At 42.0% G+C, this 18,184-nt stretch carries 14 protein-coding genes and 1 pseudogene; 10 read left to right on the top strand and 5 right to left on the bottom strand.

The annotated features are described in order from the left end of the window. Positions 1–1,164 precede the first annotated feature (1,164 nt). Positions 1,165–1,296: pseudogene (locus AS888_RS25275) on the top strand (peptide deformylase); the annotation flags it as partial. Between the two features lie 205 nt (positions 1,297–1,501). On the opposite strand, the gene AS888_RS19270 reads toward AS888_RS25275, so the two are convergent. Both AS888_RS19270 and AS888_RS19265 read right to left on the bottom strand, forming a co-directional pair. Then, on the bottom strand, positions 1,502–2,230 hold the full coding sequence (locus AS888_RS19270) for an SGNH/GDSL hydrolase family protein (RefSeq protein WP_061143765.1): 729 nt from the start codon (positions 2,228–2,230) through the stop codon (positions 1,502–1,504). A 137-nt stretch (positions 2,231–2,367) separates the two neighbouring features. After that, the gene (locus AS888_RS19265; RefSeq protein WP_061143764.1) at positions 2,368–3,873 is read right to left on the bottom strand and encodes an MDR family MFS transporter; all 1,506 of its coding nucleotides are present in this window, start codon (positions 3,871–3,873) and stop codon (positions 2,368–2,370) included. 128 nt (positions 3,874–4,001) lie between these two features. Between AS888_RS19265 and AS888_RS19260 the strand changes: the two genes are divergently transcribed. The 4 genes from AS888_RS19260 to AS888_RS19245 all read left to right on the top strand — a co-directional run bounded on the left by AS888_RS19260 (position 4,002) and on the right by AS888_RS19245 (position 8,556). Next, on the top strand, positions 4,002–4,481 hold the full coding sequence (locus AS888_RS19260) for a MarR family transcriptional regulator (protein WP_061143763.1): 480 nt from the start codon (positions 4,002–4,004) through the stop codon (positions 4,479–4,481). Between the two features lie 100 nt (positions 4,482–4,581). Continuing rightward, positions 4,582–5,427, top strand: coding sequence for an iron uptake system protein EfeO (gene efeO, locus AS888_RS25950; RefSeq protein WP_061143762.1), 846 nt, complete (start codon positions 4,582–4,584; stop codon positions 5,425–5,427). Beyond that, positions 5,428–6,714 carry an iron uptake transporter deferrochelatase/peroxidase subunit gene (gene efeB / locus AS888_RS25945; RefSeq protein ID WP_061143761.1) on the top strand — a complete coding sequence of 429 codons (1,287 nt, stop codon included), beginning with the start codon at positions 5,428–5,430 and terminating at the stop codon, positions 6,712–6,714. A gap of 87 nt (positions 6,715–6,801) precedes the next feature. Further along, positions 6,802–8,556 (top strand): FTR1 family iron permease, encoded by a 1,755-nt coding sequence (locus AS888_RS19245; RefSeq protein WP_061143760.1) that lies wholly within the window; start codon positions 6,802–6,804, stop codon positions 8,554–8,556. Here AS888_RS19245 and AS888_RS26930 read toward each other — a convergent pair. After that, positions 8,548–8,646, bottom strand: a complete 99-nt coding sequence (locus AS888_RS26930) for a DUF4395 domain-containing protein (RefSeq protein ID WP_260320317.1) — start codon at positions 8,644–8,646, stop codon at positions 8,548–8,550. The two genes, AS888_RS19245 and AS888_RS26930, sit on opposite strands and share 9 nt — an antisense overlap. A gap of 545 nt (positions 8,647–9,191) precedes the next feature. Here AS888_RS26930 and AS888_RS19240 point away from each other — a divergent pair. The 5 genes from AS888_RS19240 (at position 9,192) to AS888_RS19220 (ending at position 16,510) form a co-directional block, all read left to right on the top strand. After that, entirely contained in the window at positions 9,192–9,653 is a 462-nt protein-coding gene (locus AS888_RS19240; RefSeq protein ID WP_260320314.1) for a MerR family transcriptional regulator, read from the top strand. Positions 9,654–9,832: 179 nt separating this feature from the next. Beyond that, a complete protein-coding gene (locus AS888_RS19235) occupies positions 9,833–11,131 on the top strand; it encodes a hemolysin family protein (protein WP_061143829.1) in 1,299 nt (432 codons plus the stop codon). Between the two features lie 234 nt (positions 11,132–11,365). Beyond that, a complete protein-coding gene (locus tag AS888_RS19230) occupies positions 11,366–14,227 on the top strand; it encodes a response regulator (RefSeq protein WP_311316492.1) in 2,862 nt (953 codons plus the stop codon). 28 nt (positions 14,228–14,255) lie between these two features. Then, positions 14,256–15,092 carry a CheR family methyltransferase gene (locus tag AS888_RS19225; RefSeq protein ID WP_061143759.1) on the top strand — a complete coding sequence of 279 codons (837 nt, stop codon included), beginning with the start codon at positions 14,256–14,258 and terminating at the stop codon, positions 15,090–15,092. 275 nt (positions 15,093–15,367) lie between these two features. Continuing rightward, complete coding sequence (locus AS888_RS19220) at positions 15,368–16,510, top strand: PP2C family protein-serine/threonine phosphatase (protein ID WP_061143758.1); 1,143 nt, start codon at positions 15,368–15,370, stop codon at positions 16,508–16,510. Between the two features lie 84 nt (positions 16,511–16,594). On the opposite strand, the gene AS888_RS25260 is transcribed toward AS888_RS19220, so the two are convergent. Both AS888_RS25260 and AS888_RS19215 read right to left on the bottom strand, forming a co-directional pair. Further along, the gene (locus tag AS888_RS25260; protein ID WP_081092530.1) at positions 16,595–16,765 is read right to left on the bottom strand and encodes a CsbD family protein; all 171 of its coding nucleotides are present in this window, start codon (positions 16,763–16,765) and stop codon (positions 16,595–16,597) included. A gap of 61 nt (positions 16,766–16,826) precedes the next feature. Next, a complete protein-coding gene (locus tag AS888_RS19215; protein ID WP_061143757.1) occupies positions 16,827–17,603 on the bottom strand; it encodes an alpha/beta hydrolase in 777 nt (258 codons plus the stop codon). Positions 17,604–18,184 lie beyond the last annotated feature (581 nt).

Here is an 18,184-nt window from a genome sequence, read left to right as displayed (position 1 = left end):
GAGCCCAAATCTCGTAACCTTTGGTCAAAATTTCAAAGGAATTTCAAAAGGGGTTCGGAATTTTTTAATTCCGAACCCCTTTTGTCTACAAACTGAGGCAAAGCGCCATGCTTTGCCTTTTTTTGTTCATTTATACAACAATAGATTTGAATAAAGGGTTTGCAAGGACAATTCGACCTGCATAGTCTATACTCTCTTTCAGTTCTCTTATTTCCCATATCAATATCGGACAACTTTAAACAGTAATTTTTTAAGATACACATCGAAGTATACCAATACATGAATTTCCATTCGGCAAGGTTAGTTTGGAAAAAGACTTTTTAATCATGATGCAGCGTTATCGCAAAATAATAAAATCTTGCTGAATCTACAGCCAGATTTTATAGAGAAAGGATTTTAGGACGGCTTATCCCTAATGCTTGCAAGAAACCGAAAGAACAACGGCAGTAATGCAGCAGTAACAAAAAAACTAACTAAAACAAAATTTTCAATTCAAAAATCATTCAACAAATCAGTTCAACTATGCACATCATCGCTGACCAAATAAAAAAAATTGCTAAATTAAGGAACATCTTGTTGATATAGAGAATAGATAGCACAAACAGCAAGAATACATCAATACCAAATTGGAAAGAGCATCAATCAAAGAGGAAAACAAAAAAAGTGGTGGAAGTTTTTAAGTTTCACCATTTTTTTTATTGTAAAGAACTTTTCTCATATAGGCACAAAAGAGGAATTAATTAGATAATAATTAATAAAATAAATTAAAAAGAGGAATTTGAACCATTTTATAGAATTAATCTAATAAAAAAGGACAGCTGAAAATTGTCTACTATAAAGATAAGAACCATAAGGGGTCAAGTAAAACTAGCTATCGAGATTTTTAAGATTAAATAGAGGTGATCATAATGAATAAATATTGGGCGTATAAAATAATCTTAACAAGTGTGTTTATTATTGCTACGATTATCTTTTATAGCTTTGGATTTACTAGTAGTGGTTTAATTTATTTTGTTAGCGTTGCAGTTTTATTAAGTGTTTTGAGTATTTTTAATCGTAAAATCAATTATAAAAAAAAACATGATACTTTTATTGATTAACAAGGCCGAGAAGAAGTTAGTTGTAGAATGATTTCCCGGCAATCTTCACCTTTAATATAAAAGGAAGCTGAAGGGCTTTGCCGCCATCGTGTTTCAACATGAGTTAGATCATTTGAACGGGATGATGTTTTATGACCGGATCAATGCCGACAACCCTTTCAAGCTTCCGGAAAACGTGGAAGTGAAAAGTCTGTAAAGTAAAAAAAGGCAAAGCGCCATGCTTTGCCCCGGACCGTAGGCAATCTCAATAATAATGAGGTTGCCTGCGGTTTTTCATTTTTTAAATATATCGGCCGTACAATAGAATGAAGGTAGAACTCCAATGGTCGCTAATTTCTGGTTTTGGAAATCCCTGCTGCCACTCTCTATTGCAACTGCGAGTTCTTATTGGAAGTCGTCCTTTACCACGATGAATGTTTACAATCAAATGAAGATTGTGAAGGCATTTTTCCTGTCATATGTTTCTTTAAGTCACTGAATATGGCCAAGCTCATTTGCTGATATCCTTCCGAGGTGAGGTGGATGCCGTCATCACTGATCAGGTGTTCCAGATCTCCGGAGGTTTTGATGTAGGAACGCACATCTATCAAAGGCACCTTCAATTCTTCCGCAAGTTTTTTCAATTGTCGGTTATACATGCCGTGCCAGTGCTCGATACCTCCGACATGGGAAACGAAATGCCCGATTGAATGCCCGAACTTATCAGCCAGGGATCTGTAATACCTAGCAGGATCCAATGGCGGGAGTGTTAAAAGGAAGGGTGTGACATGCTTGTCCTGAACCTGTTTGACAAGCTGGGTGATATTGTCGAGGTAGCGTTCGATTGGAACGATCGGCTCGTGATGACCTTCCGGATCTTTTGCTACTTCAGCCCAATGGAAGTTACAGTCATTTCCACCGACCTCTATTAAAACGATATCGGGATTTTCCGACATGACATCTTTCTCGAACCGGCTCACCAATAGGTCGGAGTTGTCATTGAAAACCCCTTTATTCAAAACCTCGACGAAGGGCAATGATTCTGTCAGCTTAGCTAAAGAGTTCGGGTAATTTTCTTTAATGATCCGTAGCCTGCCTTTGACATAAGAAATGCCTCTGGTTAAACTGTCTCCAAAACAGACGATCTTCAAACTTCTCACCTCGGTTTGTGAATGTGTTACTTATATTTTAGTTGTAGATTGATTGTCAGGCAATCTTTACCCCCAATTTCTTAATGGAAGGGCAACAAAAAAGCACTGGAAATCCAGTGCTTATCCGTTATTTATTGTCATGATTCCTCTTTTGCATGTGTTTCCACTCTCGTTTTCCCCATAAAGAACACGGTGATGGCTGCAAGCCCGATCGGGATGAGCGCCAAGGTGAATATCAATGAAATGGAATCGGACATGGCATGAACGATTTTATCCAGGATAAAGTCCGGGATCTCGGCCCGTGCATCGGATTGGAAGAGCTGGCGCGGATCCTTCAGCAATCCTGGATCTGGGCCGCCTTGCATTCCTTTGAATGCGTCCTCCATCTTACTTGTAAATACATTATTTTGGATCGCTCCATAAATCGTGACACCAAGCGTCATACCAAATGAACGAAGGAATGAGTTTGTAGAGTTGGCCGATCCACGGAATCTCGGTTCCAGATTGTGAATGGAAGCAATGGGTAATAGGGAAAAGGAGAAGCCCATGCCAAATCCAGTCAGAATCATGAATAACGTCAATGAAGTCCTGCTCGTTTCAGGGGTGATCGTCCCTAAGAGCAGCATTCCAACAAAATAGCAGATGACGGAAATCGTCATTAGGTTGCGAAAGCTTGTTTTTGTATTGAATATCCCGCCTATTGCACTGCCGACTACCGAGCCGAGCATCATCGGTGTGAGGATCAATCCGGCGTTCGTGGCCGAGCCACCGTAAACGGCCTGGACGAAAATCGGGATATAGACCGTTAAAATGATGAATGTCCCGCCATAAAGGATCGCTAAAATTTGGGAAGTGGCAAACAGTCGTCTTTTAAACAGCCACAATGAAATGATCGGATCTTTTGCTCTTCTTTCGAAAAAGAAAAAGGAAACGAAGAACACGGCGAAGCTAGCAAACAGAGCGATGATCGGAGAAGAAGACCAACCATACTCCCCGCCCAATTCGAGCGCAAACATTAAGCTGACAACGGCAATGACGAGCGTAGCCGCGCCGCCCCAATCGATTTTTTGCTCCTGGGTGTTTGCCGACTCCTTGTAATATCTCGAGATGAAGAATAGCGATATGATCCCAATCGGGACGTTGACGTAAAATATCCATTTCCAGCTGGAATATTCAGTGATATAAGCACCTAAAAGCGGGCCCAATACACTGGAGGCTCCGAATACTGCACCAAAAAGTCCTGTTAACTTCCCGCGCTTCTCAGGCGGGAATATATCGAAGATGATGGTAAAGGCAATGGGCATCAGGGCGCCCCCGCCTATTCCCTGGATCGCACGGAAGATGCTTAATTGCACGATGCTTTGGGCCATGCCGCATAAAGCCGATCCGATTAAAAAGACGATCAGTCCAAAAATGAAAAATCTTTTTCTTCCATACATATCGGAAAGCTTACCGAAAATCGGCATGCTTGCCATCGTCGCAACCATATAGGCAGATGTCACCCAGACAAACTTATCGAACCCGCCTAAATCAGAAACGATCGTTCCCATGGCAGTCGCAACGATCGTATTATCCATCGCTGACATCAAGATGCCCAATAAAAGTCCGGCAACAATGAATTTCTGGTTTTTTTGATTGTTCATTTATTATCCTCCTTCGTTTCAACCAGCTCTGAATTTGCTTTACATGGTTGAAAGGTAAACGTTAAGATTAAACCAAACATTTATCTTGAAAATCAAGATAAATTTAAGTTTAAAAGGGGTGGCATTTTATGTCAAGCGGTAAAGAGGTAAATGTAGCTCTATTGGAGAGTTTGACTCATGGCTTGCAGCGGTTCGGCATGAGATCCGTTTTATTTCAACAAAACATGGCCCAAAAGATAGGGGTGACCCATACCGACTTGAAGACTGCCGAAATATTGAAAGAAACAGGCGCGATAACTGCAGGTGAGTTAGCAAAGATTACAGGATTGAGCACAGGTTCGGTTACGGCGCTGATTAATCGTCTTGAAAAATCGGGTTATGTAAAAAGAGAACGGGATCACCAGGATGGAAGGCGAGTCATGATTGCACCGATACCAGGTAGGCAGGAACAAATCAAATCGCATTATCGATCACTGTCGGTGTCCACACAGGCTTTATGCTCCGCTTATAACGAGCAAGAGCTGACATTTGCCATCCAATTCATTGAGGATATCACAAATATCATGGATAAAGAAATCGACACATTAATGAAAGAGCGTGAAGGATAGCTAACTGAAAATATACACCTTCCAATAAAATATATATTGATAATGATTTTCATTATCTGCTAATATGAATCTACAAATCATATTAAAGGGAGAATACATTATGAAGAAAGCAAAGGCGTCATTAGCAGTCCTGCTATCTACCAGTCTATTATTCGGGTGTGCGCAGGAAAACGAAGGGACTAAGCCGGCAGATGACAAAGCCAAAGAAAAAAGTGAGAGTAAGCTGGATGATGTCTCGGGTGAGTACCGCGAATATGCGATCAATGAAATAGAAGAGTTTGTAAAAGCTACGGAAGAATTTACGGCGGCGGTATCAGCCGGTGATCTTGAAAAGGCTAAGGAAGTGTACGCACCAGCCCGTATGCATTATGAGAGAGCCGAACCAATTGCTGAAGTATTCGGTGACCTGGATCCGAAAATCGATGCACGTAAAGGTGATGTCAAGGATGAAGAATGGGGTGGATACCACCGCATTGAAATGGGACTATGGGAAGAAAACACGACAAAAGGATATGAAAAGTATGCAAAGCAGTTGATGAGCGATGTCAATTTGCTTCGTGCCAAAGTTGAAACGGTCGAGGTCACGCCGGATTTATTGATCACGGGTGCAGTCGATCTATTGAATGAGGTCTCAACAAGTAAAGTTACAGGCGAAGAGGACCGGTATTCCCATACGGATTTATATGATTTCGTGGCCAATGTGGAAGGGGCAGAAAAGATTTTTGAACTGCTTACTCCAGCGTTAAAAGAAAAGGATGCAAAGCTTGCCGTGGAAATCCAACAGCGTTTTGACGAAGTATACGCCCTGCTTGAAAAGCACAAAGAAGGCGATGGATACATCTCCTATACGGATTTAAAGGAATCCGAAGTTAAAGAGCTTAGTCAAGCGATTGATGCCTTGGCTGAACCACTTTCGCAAATAGGGATTGTAACGGAGGAATCGTAATTGAAGGAAAATACGCCGAATGATAAAACCGGGCTTTTCACAAAAAAAGTGAGTCGCCGCAATATGTTGAAAACGGCAGGGGTCGGCGGAATCGGAGTCGTGATAGGAGCATCTGGAATTGGCGGGCTGCTGACGCTCTCCGATTCAAGGGCGAAGGGACAAACGAAGGATATTGTCCCTTTTTATGGAGCGCATCAAGCAGGAATCACGACCGAAACGCAGGATAACCTGTATTTCGCTTCATTGGAGGTCACTACGGATAAAAGATCCGACTTAATTCAGTTATTTAAGGATTGGACGGAGGCCGCGGCCCAGATGACAGCGGGAAACTTGGTGGGGGAAGCATCCCTAAATGCGAATATGCCTCCAAAGGACACAGGGGAAGCGAAAGAATTATCACCATCCAATTTAACGATTACGTTCGGCGTCGGTCCGACCTTGTTTTCAAAGGATGGAAAAGACCGGTTTGGCTTGAACTCGAAAAAACCTGCTGAATTGAAGGATCTGCCGAAGTTCCCTTTGGATGCGTTGGAGGATTCATGGAGCGGTGGGGACATTTGCATTCAAGCGTGTGCCGATGATTTGCAAGTCGCTTTTCATGCCGTGCGGAACTTGGTAAGGATAGGAAGAGGGAAGACGATCATTCATTGGGCGCAGACGGGTTTTCAACGGACTAAGCAAGCCGATTCGAAAAAGACGACACCGCGTAATTTATTCGGTTTTAAGGATGGTACGGTCAATCCGGATACGGATGATGCCAGTGAAATGAATGAGCATGTTTGGGTAAAGGCCGGGGACGGACCCGACTGGCTTGTTGGCGGCAGTTATATGGTTGTGCGCCGAATCCAGATGTATATCGAGGTTTGGGACCGTACGATATTGAAAGAACAAGAAAACACGTTTGGGCGTCACCGGGACAGCGGAGCTCCACTAGGGATGAAGAATGAGTTTGATCGCGTTGATTTAGAAGCGAAAGATTCAAATGGAAACCTGACCATTCCGGAAAACTCCCATATGAGCCTAGCCAGGGGAGACGGCAAAGCAAAAATCCTGAGGCGTCCTTATTCATATGCGGATGGCATGGATCCCAAAACAGGCAGCTTCAATGCTGGTCTGCTATTCATTTGCTTTCAGCGAAGTCCGGGTAAACAATTCATCCCTATACAAGAGCGACTCGCAAAAAATGACAAGCTCAATGAATATATCGTTCACAGGGGAAGTGCGATGTTTGCGTGTTTACCAGGTGTGAAAAAGGGTGGATATATAGGAGATTCCCTGTTTGGATAAATTGAAGTTCAGATTTAGGACGTAAAATCGCCAGCGTGGATTTAATCCGGGTTGGCGATTTTAGTTCATGAATGAGGAGTGGCGAATATGAACGTTTTTAAATGGAAAAGTGGGATATTGGTTTTGATCGTCGGCCTTTTATTCATTTTACCTGGTGTCAGGATGGCCTCGGCTGGTGAAAATCACGATCAGCTTTTTGTCTATATTGGCGATAGTTTAATGAAGGTGAAATCGGGCGAAGTTGAGCAGGTATCGAAAAACATCGATTCATTCGAGAAAGATTGGGAAACGATTAAAACGGACAGCGAAGGCGCGAAGAAAGTGAGCAAAGAGCTGCAATCCGTAAAAAGTGCCTTGAAAGACGAAGCTTCAACGGCTGACATCAAAAAGCGGCTATCGTCATTATCGAGTGCGCTGATCGTCTATGACACGAACGAAAACCCCGTTGACAAGACAGACTATAAAGAACGGCTGCAATCCCTTCTGCCTTTAATCGATGAATTGGACGCTTCGATCACGGCAAAGGATTTTGATCAAGCTAACGTTCAATATGCCAACCTGCTGAATCGGTGGACAGACGCGGAGGTTGTGGTCAGGGAAAAAAGCGTGGCTACATATGGTGAGATCGAAACAAAAATGGCGTTTGTGCGAATTGCGATTACACAAGATCCTCCTGATCGGGAAAAAGGCAAAAAGAGTTTAGCTGAATTAAGAGGGCTAATGGAGGATTTCCTCGCTGGCAAAGTTGAAAAAGGAAGCAAGAAGACAACCTATTCCCTTGCGGATGTAACACAGCTGTTACAAGGGAGTGTAAAAAATATTGAAAAAGAGGACATGAATTCGGCCGTTGACCGGTTAAATGAAATTTTAAGGATTTGGCCCAATGTCGAAGGGGAAGTCTCTACAAGGGATAGTAAGCTGTACAGTGATATGGAAACGAAAGTCCCCACTGCCATCAGCCTCTTGCAATCGAAGAATATAAAGGCGGAGGAAGCAAAGGCGATCGTAGCCGATTTAAACACAAGATTACTTCCTTTGATTGATGATACAAGCTATACAACATGGGATGCCGCCCTGATTCTGTTGCGGGAAGGCTTGGAGGCGCTCTTGATTGTCGCTACGTTATTATCTTTCCTGAACAAAATCGGGCAAGCGGACAAACAGAAATGGATTTGGGCAGGTGTTGGTGCGGGCTTGGTTGCCAGTTCCGCATTGGCTGTCATCATCAACATCGTTTTCTCTCAGATCACGGCTGCGTCAAGCCGGGAATATATCGAGGGAATTACTGGAATAATAGCAGTATCGATGATGCTGACGATTGGCATTTGGCTTCATAGTAAATCGAATGTCCATGCATGGAACCGATATATCAGCAAGCAAATGAATCAGGCCATTGCCACGGGAAGCATCCTCTCTTTCGCGTTGATAAGTTTTTTATCCATTTTCCGTGAGGGTGCGGAGACCATTATCTTTTATGCAGGAATGGCCCCTTATATGGAGGTAAAGCAGCTGCTAAGCGGGATTTTGCTAGCCTTCCTCATCTTAATGGTCATTGGTTTCATTATGCTGCGCTACAGTGTGAAATTACCGATGTCGGTATTCTTTAAAGTGGCAACGATACTGATATATGCTCTAGCTTTCAAGATACTTGGAGTCTCTATCCATTCGCTTCAGGTTTCGCAGGTGATACCGACAAATACGATCAGCTCATTCCCGTTCATTGAAGCGATTGGCCTTTACCCAACAATCGAAACGCTTGTACCGCAAGCTGTACTGCTTCTATTGATCCTGCTTGCTGCTTATTGGGTTAAAAAGAGCAATTCCAAGCGTACTTCAGCATGATTTATAGGTATATCGCTTCCATTGATAAAGGATAAAGCAGCCGGTGCAAAAACCGAGAATGGCGATGAGGGAAGCTATCCCGACGATCAAGGTGAACAAATAACCGATAACGGTCCATCCAAGCAGGAAAGATATCAAGCCGGCCAGCGATCAGCTGATTGAATTGCTGCTGCGAATGTTCTTCAGGAATGTATTCGGAGGGCTTTTTACTCAAGCGGCATGATAAGCCAGCAACTGAACAATGAGATTATTTATAATTATTTTAATTTAGTATTGATTATAATAACGGAAGTGTTATAATGAATGGGACATCTAGTTTGAATGAGGAGGGGACGGTATAAATGGTAGCTAAAGTTTGTGAAACTTGCGGTACACCCATCAAAAAGCTAAAGCATTCCACCCTATGCCAATGCGGTCCTAAAATATTGAGCACTCAATTTTATGTGAAAACAAAAAAATAAATAACATAGATATAGTTGAAAACCGATTATCAAATAATCGGTTTTTTTATTTTCCATGAGGGGTAAGGATAAATAGAATGAAATATATACCCCTTCAACCAATAATATTATTTTTCATTTCAGTTAAAATATTGTACGATTAGATAATAGAATAAAACGTCAAGGTGTTAGGGCATGAATCTTCGAGGATGCCCAAACCATCACGCGACGGTTTGGAGGGGTTATGTTGGGAACGAGACATTAAAAATTGGCGAGTTGGCGGAAATGGCGAATGTTACGAAACGAACCGTTGATTATTATACAAACTTAGGTTTGCTTAAAGCAGAACGTTCCGCCTCCAATTACCGTTATTATTCACTCGGTGAACTGGAAAGGCTTCGCCTGATCGAGCGATATAAACGAAAAAACCTATCATTGGAAGATATAAAAGAATTACTTAAACAAGATTTGGAAACCGCATCAGCGATTGAAGAAACAGGACTTAAACTGAAAAGCAAATTGGATGGCTTGAACGAGGAACTTCAAGAAGTCATCACCTTGATCAAGCAGGACGAAAAAAATGAACTTCTTTTAAAAAAACAGATTTCCCATGAAAGCATGGCCTTAATCCAATCATTGTTAGTTTTGCTGGTATGATTGAAATTTATCCCCTATAGTTTAGTGTGCAAAGGTGCATGATAACGATATAGGCTAAATGGTTTTGGTGCATGCAGGAATGAAACTAACCATTTATACAGGAGGTGCTTGGGATTATACCGTGCATGTCCATTCCCTTGTTTAAAGGATGGTCACCATGCCTGGTCTACCCGCACATATTGGAGATTTTTATAAAATTATTAGCAGTAGCCGTATTAATAGCATTGACCGCTTTTTTCGTTGCTTCGGAATTTGCCATCGTCAAAGTCAGAAGTTCCCGCATCAACCAACTGATTGAAGAGGGGCATAGAAGTGCTTTGGCAGCAAAAAAAGTAACAACCCATATTGATGAATATTTATCAGCGTGCCAATTGGGGATTACCGTAACGGCTCTAGGGTTAGGGGTGTTGGGAGAACCGACCGTCGAGGCGATCTTAAAACCAATATTTACAAAATGGGGACTGGAGGCATCCGTAAGTCACATCATTTCTTTCGTAATCGCTTTTGGTTCAGTGACTTTCCTTCACGTTGTCGTCGGAGAACTGGCGCCTAAAACCGTAGCGATTCAAAAGGCGGAGGAAGTCACCTTGCTTTTTGCTAAACCGTTAATCCTTTTTTACCGTATTTTATATCCTTTCATTTGGCTGCTGAATGGTTCTGCCCGTCTCCTGACCGGCATATTCGGTTTAAAGCCGGCCTCCGAGTCGGAAATGGCCCATTCGGAAGAAGAGCTTCGCATCATTTTATCGGAAAGTTATAAAAGCGGTGAAATCAATCAATCCGAATACAAATATGTCAATCAGATCTTTGAATTCGATGAGCGTATAGCAAATGAAATCATGGTCCCCCGTACGGAAATGACCGTTGTTGAAAAGGGTATGCCGTTATTGGAAGTTGTTGAATTGATTCAAGAGGAGCAATATACAAGATACCCGGTCATAGATGGAGATAAGGATAATGTCGTGGGCATGGTCAATATCAAACGTCTATATACAGCGACGATTACAGAGGAGAATGTATCGGCATTGACGGTCGATTCATTCGTAACGCCCGTCATCCGTGTACTTGAAACGATTGCCATCCATGATTTGCTGCTGAAAATGCAGAAGGAACGGATTCATATGGCTGTTTTGACCGATGAATATGGCGGAACTGCGGGCCTTGTTACTGTTGAAGATATTCTTGAAGAAATAGTTGGCGAAATCCGTGATGAATTCGATCAAGACGAACGTCCGCTCATTCAAAAAATCGATGAGGGTCATTATGTTTTCGATGCAAAAACCTTGATCGAGGATGTCAATGATACACTTGCGATAGATTTACCTGAAGAAGATATCGATACACTTGGCGGATGGGTCCTGACTGGAAGGTTCGAAATTGCGGTCGGCGATAAAATGGAGTACGCCGGCTATGAATTCACCGTAAAAGAAATGGATGGCCACCATGTATTATACGTTGAAGTGAAGAAAATCCAATAAACAAGACACGTAAAAACCGAAGGTGCATACTTTCGGTTTTTATAATGGAGTCACTTTGCAGTAAAAATGGAAAAGGAATTTATGTAAAATAATTATGTAGGTAACCATATTCTCTTAGGAAATGTTAGAATGGAGTTCAGGCAATGAATCTACCTAGTTATCATTTTTATGAATGTTAAGCATATAATGAAATTTCTTCAAAAAACAATACTGGTGATAGGATGAAGATTTATCTTGCAATGCCGTTTATTATCGGCTGGTCATAAAAAAGTATTGAAGGTGGGCGGGAAAATGGGTTTTAAGAAGAAGCAAATGTTAGGGTTCGGTTTAATTTTGCTATTCTTGGCGATATTACTTTCTTTCATGATGTTTACTCTTAACAATTTAAAGAGCAGCATGACTGAAATAGTCGAAAATCGTTATGAAAAAGTTCAAGCTTCGATGGAAATCCGGCAGCTGTTTTCAAGGTCGGATCGTGAAATCCTGTTTGCGGCCAATGATGCAAACAAAGAAGAAAGAGCAGAAAGCCTTGAAATCATCAATGATAATCATAGTTTGATTGAATCAAAGGTTGCCAAGTTATCCGGCACGTTAAACAAGGTGAAGGCAAAGCAACTATTGAAAGAGTTTGAAACGCAGTATGCATCATACTCAATAACGGAAGCCGAGATCCTGCAAAAGATACAATCAGGGAATACTGGCGATAATATCTCCAGCCTGATGAACGATCAAAGGGAAAAGCGGACGAAAGTCATCCGTACGATGGATGACTTCAAGGATTATCAAGAAGGTGTCATGAAAGATACCTTGAAAAATTCGAAACAAACCTATGAAGACATGATCGGGTTCATCATCTTTGCGGTTATTCTTAGCATTTTGGTCATTTCGATAACGATGGCCTGGATGATGCGCAGCACGTCAAAAGACCTGCAATCCATTACGAAGGTCATCAAAAATATTGACTTTAAAAATCTATCGGTCATACCGAGGGTTCCGGTACGAACGAAGGACGAGATCGGTGACATTGCCCGTTCCTTCAATGATATGGCGGAATCGCTTGAAGTGTATAATCAAAAAGAAAAAGATTTTACGGAAAAAATCAGTGAGCAGAACTGGATTCAAACCCGTGTTGCCGATATCGCCACCATGTATCAGCGTATCGTTGATGTCGAGGTTCTGGGTGATCGGTTCATTACAAGGCTTGCCCCGATGATGGGAGCCTCAATCGGAGCGTTTTACGTCAAGCGCGGTGAAGGTGACAATATGCGTTTCGTGAAGCTTGCCAGCTTTGCGGGAGATGGCGAAGACTCAGGACGGCGTGAATTCCGATTGGGAGAGGGCTTGATTGGGCAGTGTGCCCTTGAAAGGAAATCGAAGATCATTGAAGATATCCCTGAAGACTTCCAGTTGGTTACAACGGGGTTAGGGGAAGTCAGCCCGAAAAGCATTGTCATTGCGCCAGTCCTTTTTGAGGGCGAAGTTGTGGCGATGGTTGAACTGGCCAGCCTCGATGCCTTTACGAAGCTGCAAAAAAACTTTCTTAATCATGTCCTTGATACATTGGGCATCACGATTAATAGTGTCGAGGGCCGGATGGAAATCGAGCGTTTATTGAAGGAGTCTCAGGCACAGACGGAAGAATTACAGGCTCAATCGGAAGAATTGCAATCACAGTCAGAGGAAATGCAGGCCCAATCGGAAGAACTGCAAACACAGGCTGAAGAGCTGCGGATGATCAATGAGCAATTGGAAGAGAGAAACCGTGAAACGGAAGAGAAATCGAAAGAGCTTCAGGTCGCGAAGGTGAACCTTGAAAAACAAGCGGAAGAATTAAAATTAAGTTCTAAATATAAATCGGAATTCATGGCAAATATGTCTCATGAGTTGCGGACACCTCTCAATAGTATATTGATACTATCGGAAATGCTTTCCGACCCGAATGATAGTAAATTGAACGAAGAGCAGCAGGAATTCGCTCGTGTCATTAACTCATCGGGCCAGGATTTACTGACCTTGATCAATGATATTCTGGATTTATCCAAGGTGGAAGTAGGAAAGCTGGAAGTGGTATTCGACGAAATGAACATGAGTGAGCTTCCCGACTTACTGCACCGCAACTTTGATCATGTAGCGAAGAAGAAGAACATTGATTTTATAATAGAAAAAGATAAAAATGTTCCTGACATTTTCTTTACGGATGAACAGCGCTTCCAGCAGATCCTGAAAAACCTGTTGTCCAATGCTTTTAAATTTACGGAAAAAGGTTCCGTTTCTGTCCAGATCAAAAAGGCGGACGAAGAAAATGTAGCTCAATGGATACAAACTAAAGGGGCGAGCAATTGGGTTGAAATCAAGGTGACCGATACGGGCATCGGAATTTCGAAAGAAAAGCAGAAAATCATCTTTGAAGCGTTCCAGCAAGCCGACGGAGCTACGGTGAGGAAGTATGGCGGTACAGGATTAGGTCTATCCATCTGCCGTGAGTTCGCTAAGCTTCTAGGCGGCTGGGTCGTTGTCGATAGTGAGGAAGGCAAAGGCAGCACCTTTACGTTCTTCATCCCAAGCATGCCAGAGGGCTTCAAGAATGTCGGTGAAGCGATAGCGGCTTCTCCAGAAGTGGCAGCAGCCACACACGAGGAACCACCCGCAGCCGCTTTTGTCAGCCGTGAAGAAACGGCGGTGGAAGTACTGGATGAGGATGGCCAGGATAAATCCAAGCCATTCTGCAATAAAACGGTACTGGTAGTGGATGATGACCACCGAAATATATTTGCGCTAAAAAACGCCCTTAAGCATGAAGGGATGGAAATCCTGATCGCTGAAAACGGCTATGAGTGTTTGGATATTCTCGAACAGGGAAATAATATAGATGCAATATTAATGGATATCATGATGCCGGGCATGGACGGTTATGAGACGATGACAAGGATTCGCGAACAGGATCAGTTCGAGAATCTTCCGATCATAGCGCTGACGGCAAAAGCGATGAAGGGCGATAGGGAAAAATGCCTCAAGGCCGGAGCGTCCGACTATGTCAGCAAGCCATTAAAATTAGATCAGTTGTTATCGGTTTTAAGGGTTTGGTTGACTAATTGATGGATAGTACAGGTAAGGAAGGTCTTACATGAAGGATACTTTAACGATTGAAGAACGAGAAGATATAGAAATCGATTTATTGTTACAAGCGATCTATTCCGTTTCCGGCTTCGACTTTCGGAAATACATGCGTTCTTCAATAAAACGCAGAGTGGAAAATCGAATGAGACTGGACCATGTTCGCAGGATAAGCGGATTGATTGAAATGGTTTTATATGAAAAGGGATATGTCGAGAAGCTTCTGAAAGATTTTTCGATAAATGTTACCGAAATGTTCCGCGATCCCGATTTCTTTAAAGCTCTCCGATTGAATATCGTTCCGCTCCTGAGAAACCTACCGGAAATCAGGATATGGCATGCTGGTTGCTCTACTGGCGAGGAAGCCTTTTCCATGGCCATCATTCTAAAGGAAGAAGGGCTTTATGATAAGGCGAGGATTTATGCCACTGATATGAATGAAGACGTCCTCCTGCATGCGGAAAAAGGGATTTTACCCTTAAATAGAATGCAATCTTATACGAAAAACTATTTGCATGCAGGCGGTAACCAAGAATTTTCGGAGTATTACACAACCGATTATCAGTATGCCTACCTTGATCCGAGCCTTCTGAAAAACATTGAATTCTTTCAGCACAACTTGGTGACGGATGGCTCATTCAATGAATTTCATATCATCATGTGCAGGAATGTGATGATCTACTTTACCAGCGAATTACAAACGTATGTTAATCAGTTGTTTTATGACAGCTTATGTAAAGATGGTTTCCTTGCGGTTGGCAGCAAGGAAACACTTCATACATCCTCCTTTTCGGAAGATTACGAGGACTTTGATCCAAAGGAACGGATTTATCGGAAATTGAAATAAAGAGTCCGCATTTATGCGGACTCTTTGTTTTTACTGGAATTGGTACAATTTTTTTCATTTTCTTTGCCTTTTCATGTTTATGGAGTGTCAGGATGGGGAATATGTAATCAGTTAGTCTGCAAGTGCATGTGCCTTCACTGCTTATTATTATTAAATGAGACTGAACTTCGTTATAATATAATAGAAACATCCCTAATAAAGGGAGCTTAATAAGTCGATCCATATAATAAAGATAAAAGTTGCCGCTCGATATAAGCCAAAAGGGGAATGAAAGAATGTCGATTTTAATCGTAGATGATAACCAGGTTAACCTTTTCGTTATAGAAAAAATACTAAAGCGGGCTGGCTATACGGACTTTCTATCATTAACTTCAGCTGTTGAGATGTTTGAATATTTACAGGTGGATAGTCCGCAACCTAAGGAGACTTCCGTTGATATAATCTTGCTCGATATCATGATGCCGGACATCGATGGGATAGAGGCGTGCAGAAAATTGCAAAGCATCCCTCATCTTAAAGATATACCCGTAATTTTCGTGACCGCTCTTGAAGATTCAAATAAGGTCGCCGAGGCACTTGATGTGGGCGGAATCGATTATATAATGAAGCCTATTAATAAAATAGATTTGCTTGCAAGGATACGAGTAGGATTAAGGCTAAAATATGAAAAAGATTGGCATAAAATGCAGGATGAAAAAATCCGCAACGAATTGGATCTCTCCATGCAGGTTCAGAGCAGTTTGTTAAGTGAACCCATTCTTAATGATCACTTAACCATCAAGGCTTCATACTTGCCTGCAAATAAATTAGCGGGAGATATGTATTATTGGCATCGAATTGATGAAAACCGGTATGGGATCATCCTGTTGGATATGATGGGGCATGGTATATCCTCTTCGCTCGTGTGTATGTTCATTTCCTCTGTTTTAAGGGATGCGATCAGGACCCATTCGGATCCGGTGGCGGTCATAAGCGAAATGAATCGCTGGATGAACACACTCAATAAAGAAGATAACCATGTGCATTATTACTTTACCGCAATTTATATGATCATTGATACGGAGCAAAAAACAGTGGAGTATGTCAATGCGGGGCATCCGCCGGGCTTTGCGCTGATGGATGACGGTAAGGTGGCCTCGCTTTCAAAAGGAACATGCCCCGTAGGTTTCTTTACTGAGATGAAAATGGAGAAATCGACCATTCATTATGAAGATAGGATTCAAATCCTGCTCTTTACGGATGGAGTGATGGAGGCCATAGATGGCGAAGGGTCGGATGGGCTTGATCAAATACAAGAAGCTGTCTCGACTCGGTGGTTGGGATGTAAGGAAATGGCTCCAATTGATTTTGTGATGTCCCCGGAAATGCAACAAGATCAACCTGATGATATGTGTGTCGTTGTCATTCAGGCTAATTGAACAACCGAGAAGAGGCGGCAGATTATCTGCCGCCTCTTCTCGGTTTGCAAGGGGGTGTAGTCGAGTTTATTTAAGGCGGGAATGTTATTTATTATCTTTTAGTTTTCCCAAACCTTCTTGAAGATTTCCTTTTAATTTATCAATTTTACCTTCTGTTTGTAAGTGAGGATCATTTTTCGCGTTTCCGACCTGGTCTTTTGTTTCGCCTTTTACCTTATTTACAGTACCTTTTATTTTGTCTGATAAGCCGCTCATTATGTTACCTCCTTTTTGGTTATAACTTATATATACCCGTGAAGTTCTTGCGTAAACCCTTTTATATGATTAAGGAGGTCAGTGGGGCGCTGTTTGCCTGTTTGGTATGTTTTTGAATGAAGCGATGGGTTTGTTCAATGATATAATCTTTATCATGATCGAGTGATGCCACATGATATGAATTATCAAGCGAAATCATTTCCTTATCATCAGACATGACTGTTTCGTATATTTGATGGGAGCATCGGTCAGGTACAACGTGATCATCTGGGGAGTGGAAGAGCATGAGTGGGCAAGTGATCCTTTGGAGTCGTGTACCGGTATGCTGCATGATATCAAGCAATTGATTCACCGCTTTTGTTGGAACCCTGTCATAAGCGATTTCAATAACGTTTTCCGCTTTTATATCCGGTTTGCCTTCAGGGATGAAACGTGGGACCGATTGGTTGCGGTATTTTTCATATTCAGGAACTTTGAGCGCTGCATTGATCGTGAGTATTCCATCGCAAGCCACTTTTGTGGCTAAATCGAGGACGAGAGCACCTCCCATTGATTGCCCGATGGCGAATACATTTGTGCAGGTCTTCTTTAATTCGGCGTAAGCCGCTTCGACATCTTGTATCCAATCCCGATAATGGCTCGTTTCCATTTCGTTCTCGTCCGTTCCATGGCCAGCCAAACGAGGGGCGAAGACAGTGAATCCTCTGGCAGCAAAGTTTTCACCTAAATATCTTACGCTTTGTGGTGTGCCATTAAAACCATGGCAAATAAGGATACCTATAGAATTGCCCGGCAAGAAAAAATGTTCCGCACCTGATATTACCTTTGCTGCTGTCATAGTCCCATCTCCTTTAAGCGTGTTTTGTGTAAAAAGCTGAACGGTAAGAATACAATATAAACTATTCCGATTATATTACTTGGTTATATACTAGCATAGTGAGATTTGTGAAGTCAACTTGGATTAGCGTAATTTCCTGAAGGTTGGATCGATGGCAAGGTAATTAAATGAACACGTTCCGATAAATATCCATTAGGTTGTAAGGGGACGGTCGGCAACTAAATAAAACTTCTTATTATATAAATTCTCCATTTTGCTTGGCGGCCGTTAAGAAGCAAGGAGATGGAACAAGAGATATTTATTTTAGAAAATGCGTTGACTTTGATCAGGAATAGGATTAATATAAATAAGCACCACGTAAGACAAACGAAAATTTCATCCGCTTTTGGTAGATTACTAAAAGAAATAATAACTATTGACTTCTTACTATGAAAATGATAAGATGAAATGGTCGCTGAGAAACAAGGCGATTAAAAACAAATTAAAAACTTCGCAGAAGTTGACAACTAATCAATAGTGTGTTATGCTAAATAAACAAGCCGTCGAAACGGACGATTTGTGAAATTGCTCTTTGAAAACTG

It is taken from the genome of Peribacillus simplex, assembly GCF_001542915.1.
In the GTDB taxonomy this organism is placed as follows: Bacteria; Bacillota; Bacilli; order Bacillales; family DSM-1321; genus Peribacillus; species Peribacillus simplex_B.
This window is presented reverse-complemented; position numbering and strand designations above follow the sequence as displayed.

What these genes read in the sequence shown, in the direction of transcription:
- AS888_RS19265 (WP_061143764.1), bottom strand. Translation starts at nt 3,873, where the DNA reads ATGAACAATCAAAAAAACCAGAAATTCATTGTTGCCGGACTTTTATTG.
- AS888_RS19260 (WP_061143763.1), top strand. Translation starts at nt 4,002, where the DNA reads ATGTCAAGCGGTAAAGAGGTAAATGTAGCTCTATTGGAGAGTTTGACT.
- efeO (WP_061143762.1), top strand. Translation starts at nt 4,582, where the DNA reads ATGAAGAAAGCAAAGGCGTCATTAGCAGTCCTGCTATCTACCAGTCTA.
- AS888_RS19245 (WP_061143760.1), top strand. Translation starts at nt 6,802, where the DNA reads ATGAACGTTTTTAAATGGAAAAGTGGGATATTGGTTTTGATCGTCGGC.
- AS888_RS19240 (WP_260320314.1), top strand. Translation starts at nt 9,192, where the DNA reads ATGAATCTTCGAGGATGCCCAAACCATCACGCGACGGTTTGGAGGGGT.
- AS888_RS19225 (WP_061143759.1), top strand. Translation starts at nt 14,256, where the DNA reads ATGAAGGATACTTTAACGATTGAAGAACGAGAAGATATAGAAATCGAT.
- AS888_RS19220 (WP_061143758.1), top strand. Translation starts at nt 15,368, where the DNA reads ATGTCGATTTTAATCGTAGATGATAACCAGGTTAACCTTTTCGTTATA.
- AS888_RS25260 (WP_081092530.1), bottom strand. Translation starts at nt 16,765, where the DNA reads ATGAGCGGCTTATCAGACAAAATAAAAGGTACTGTAAATAAGGTAAAA.
- AS888_RS19215 (WP_061143757.1), bottom strand. Translation starts at nt 17,603, where the DNA reads ATGACAGCAGCAAAGGTAATATCAGGTGCGGAACATTTTTTCTTGCCG.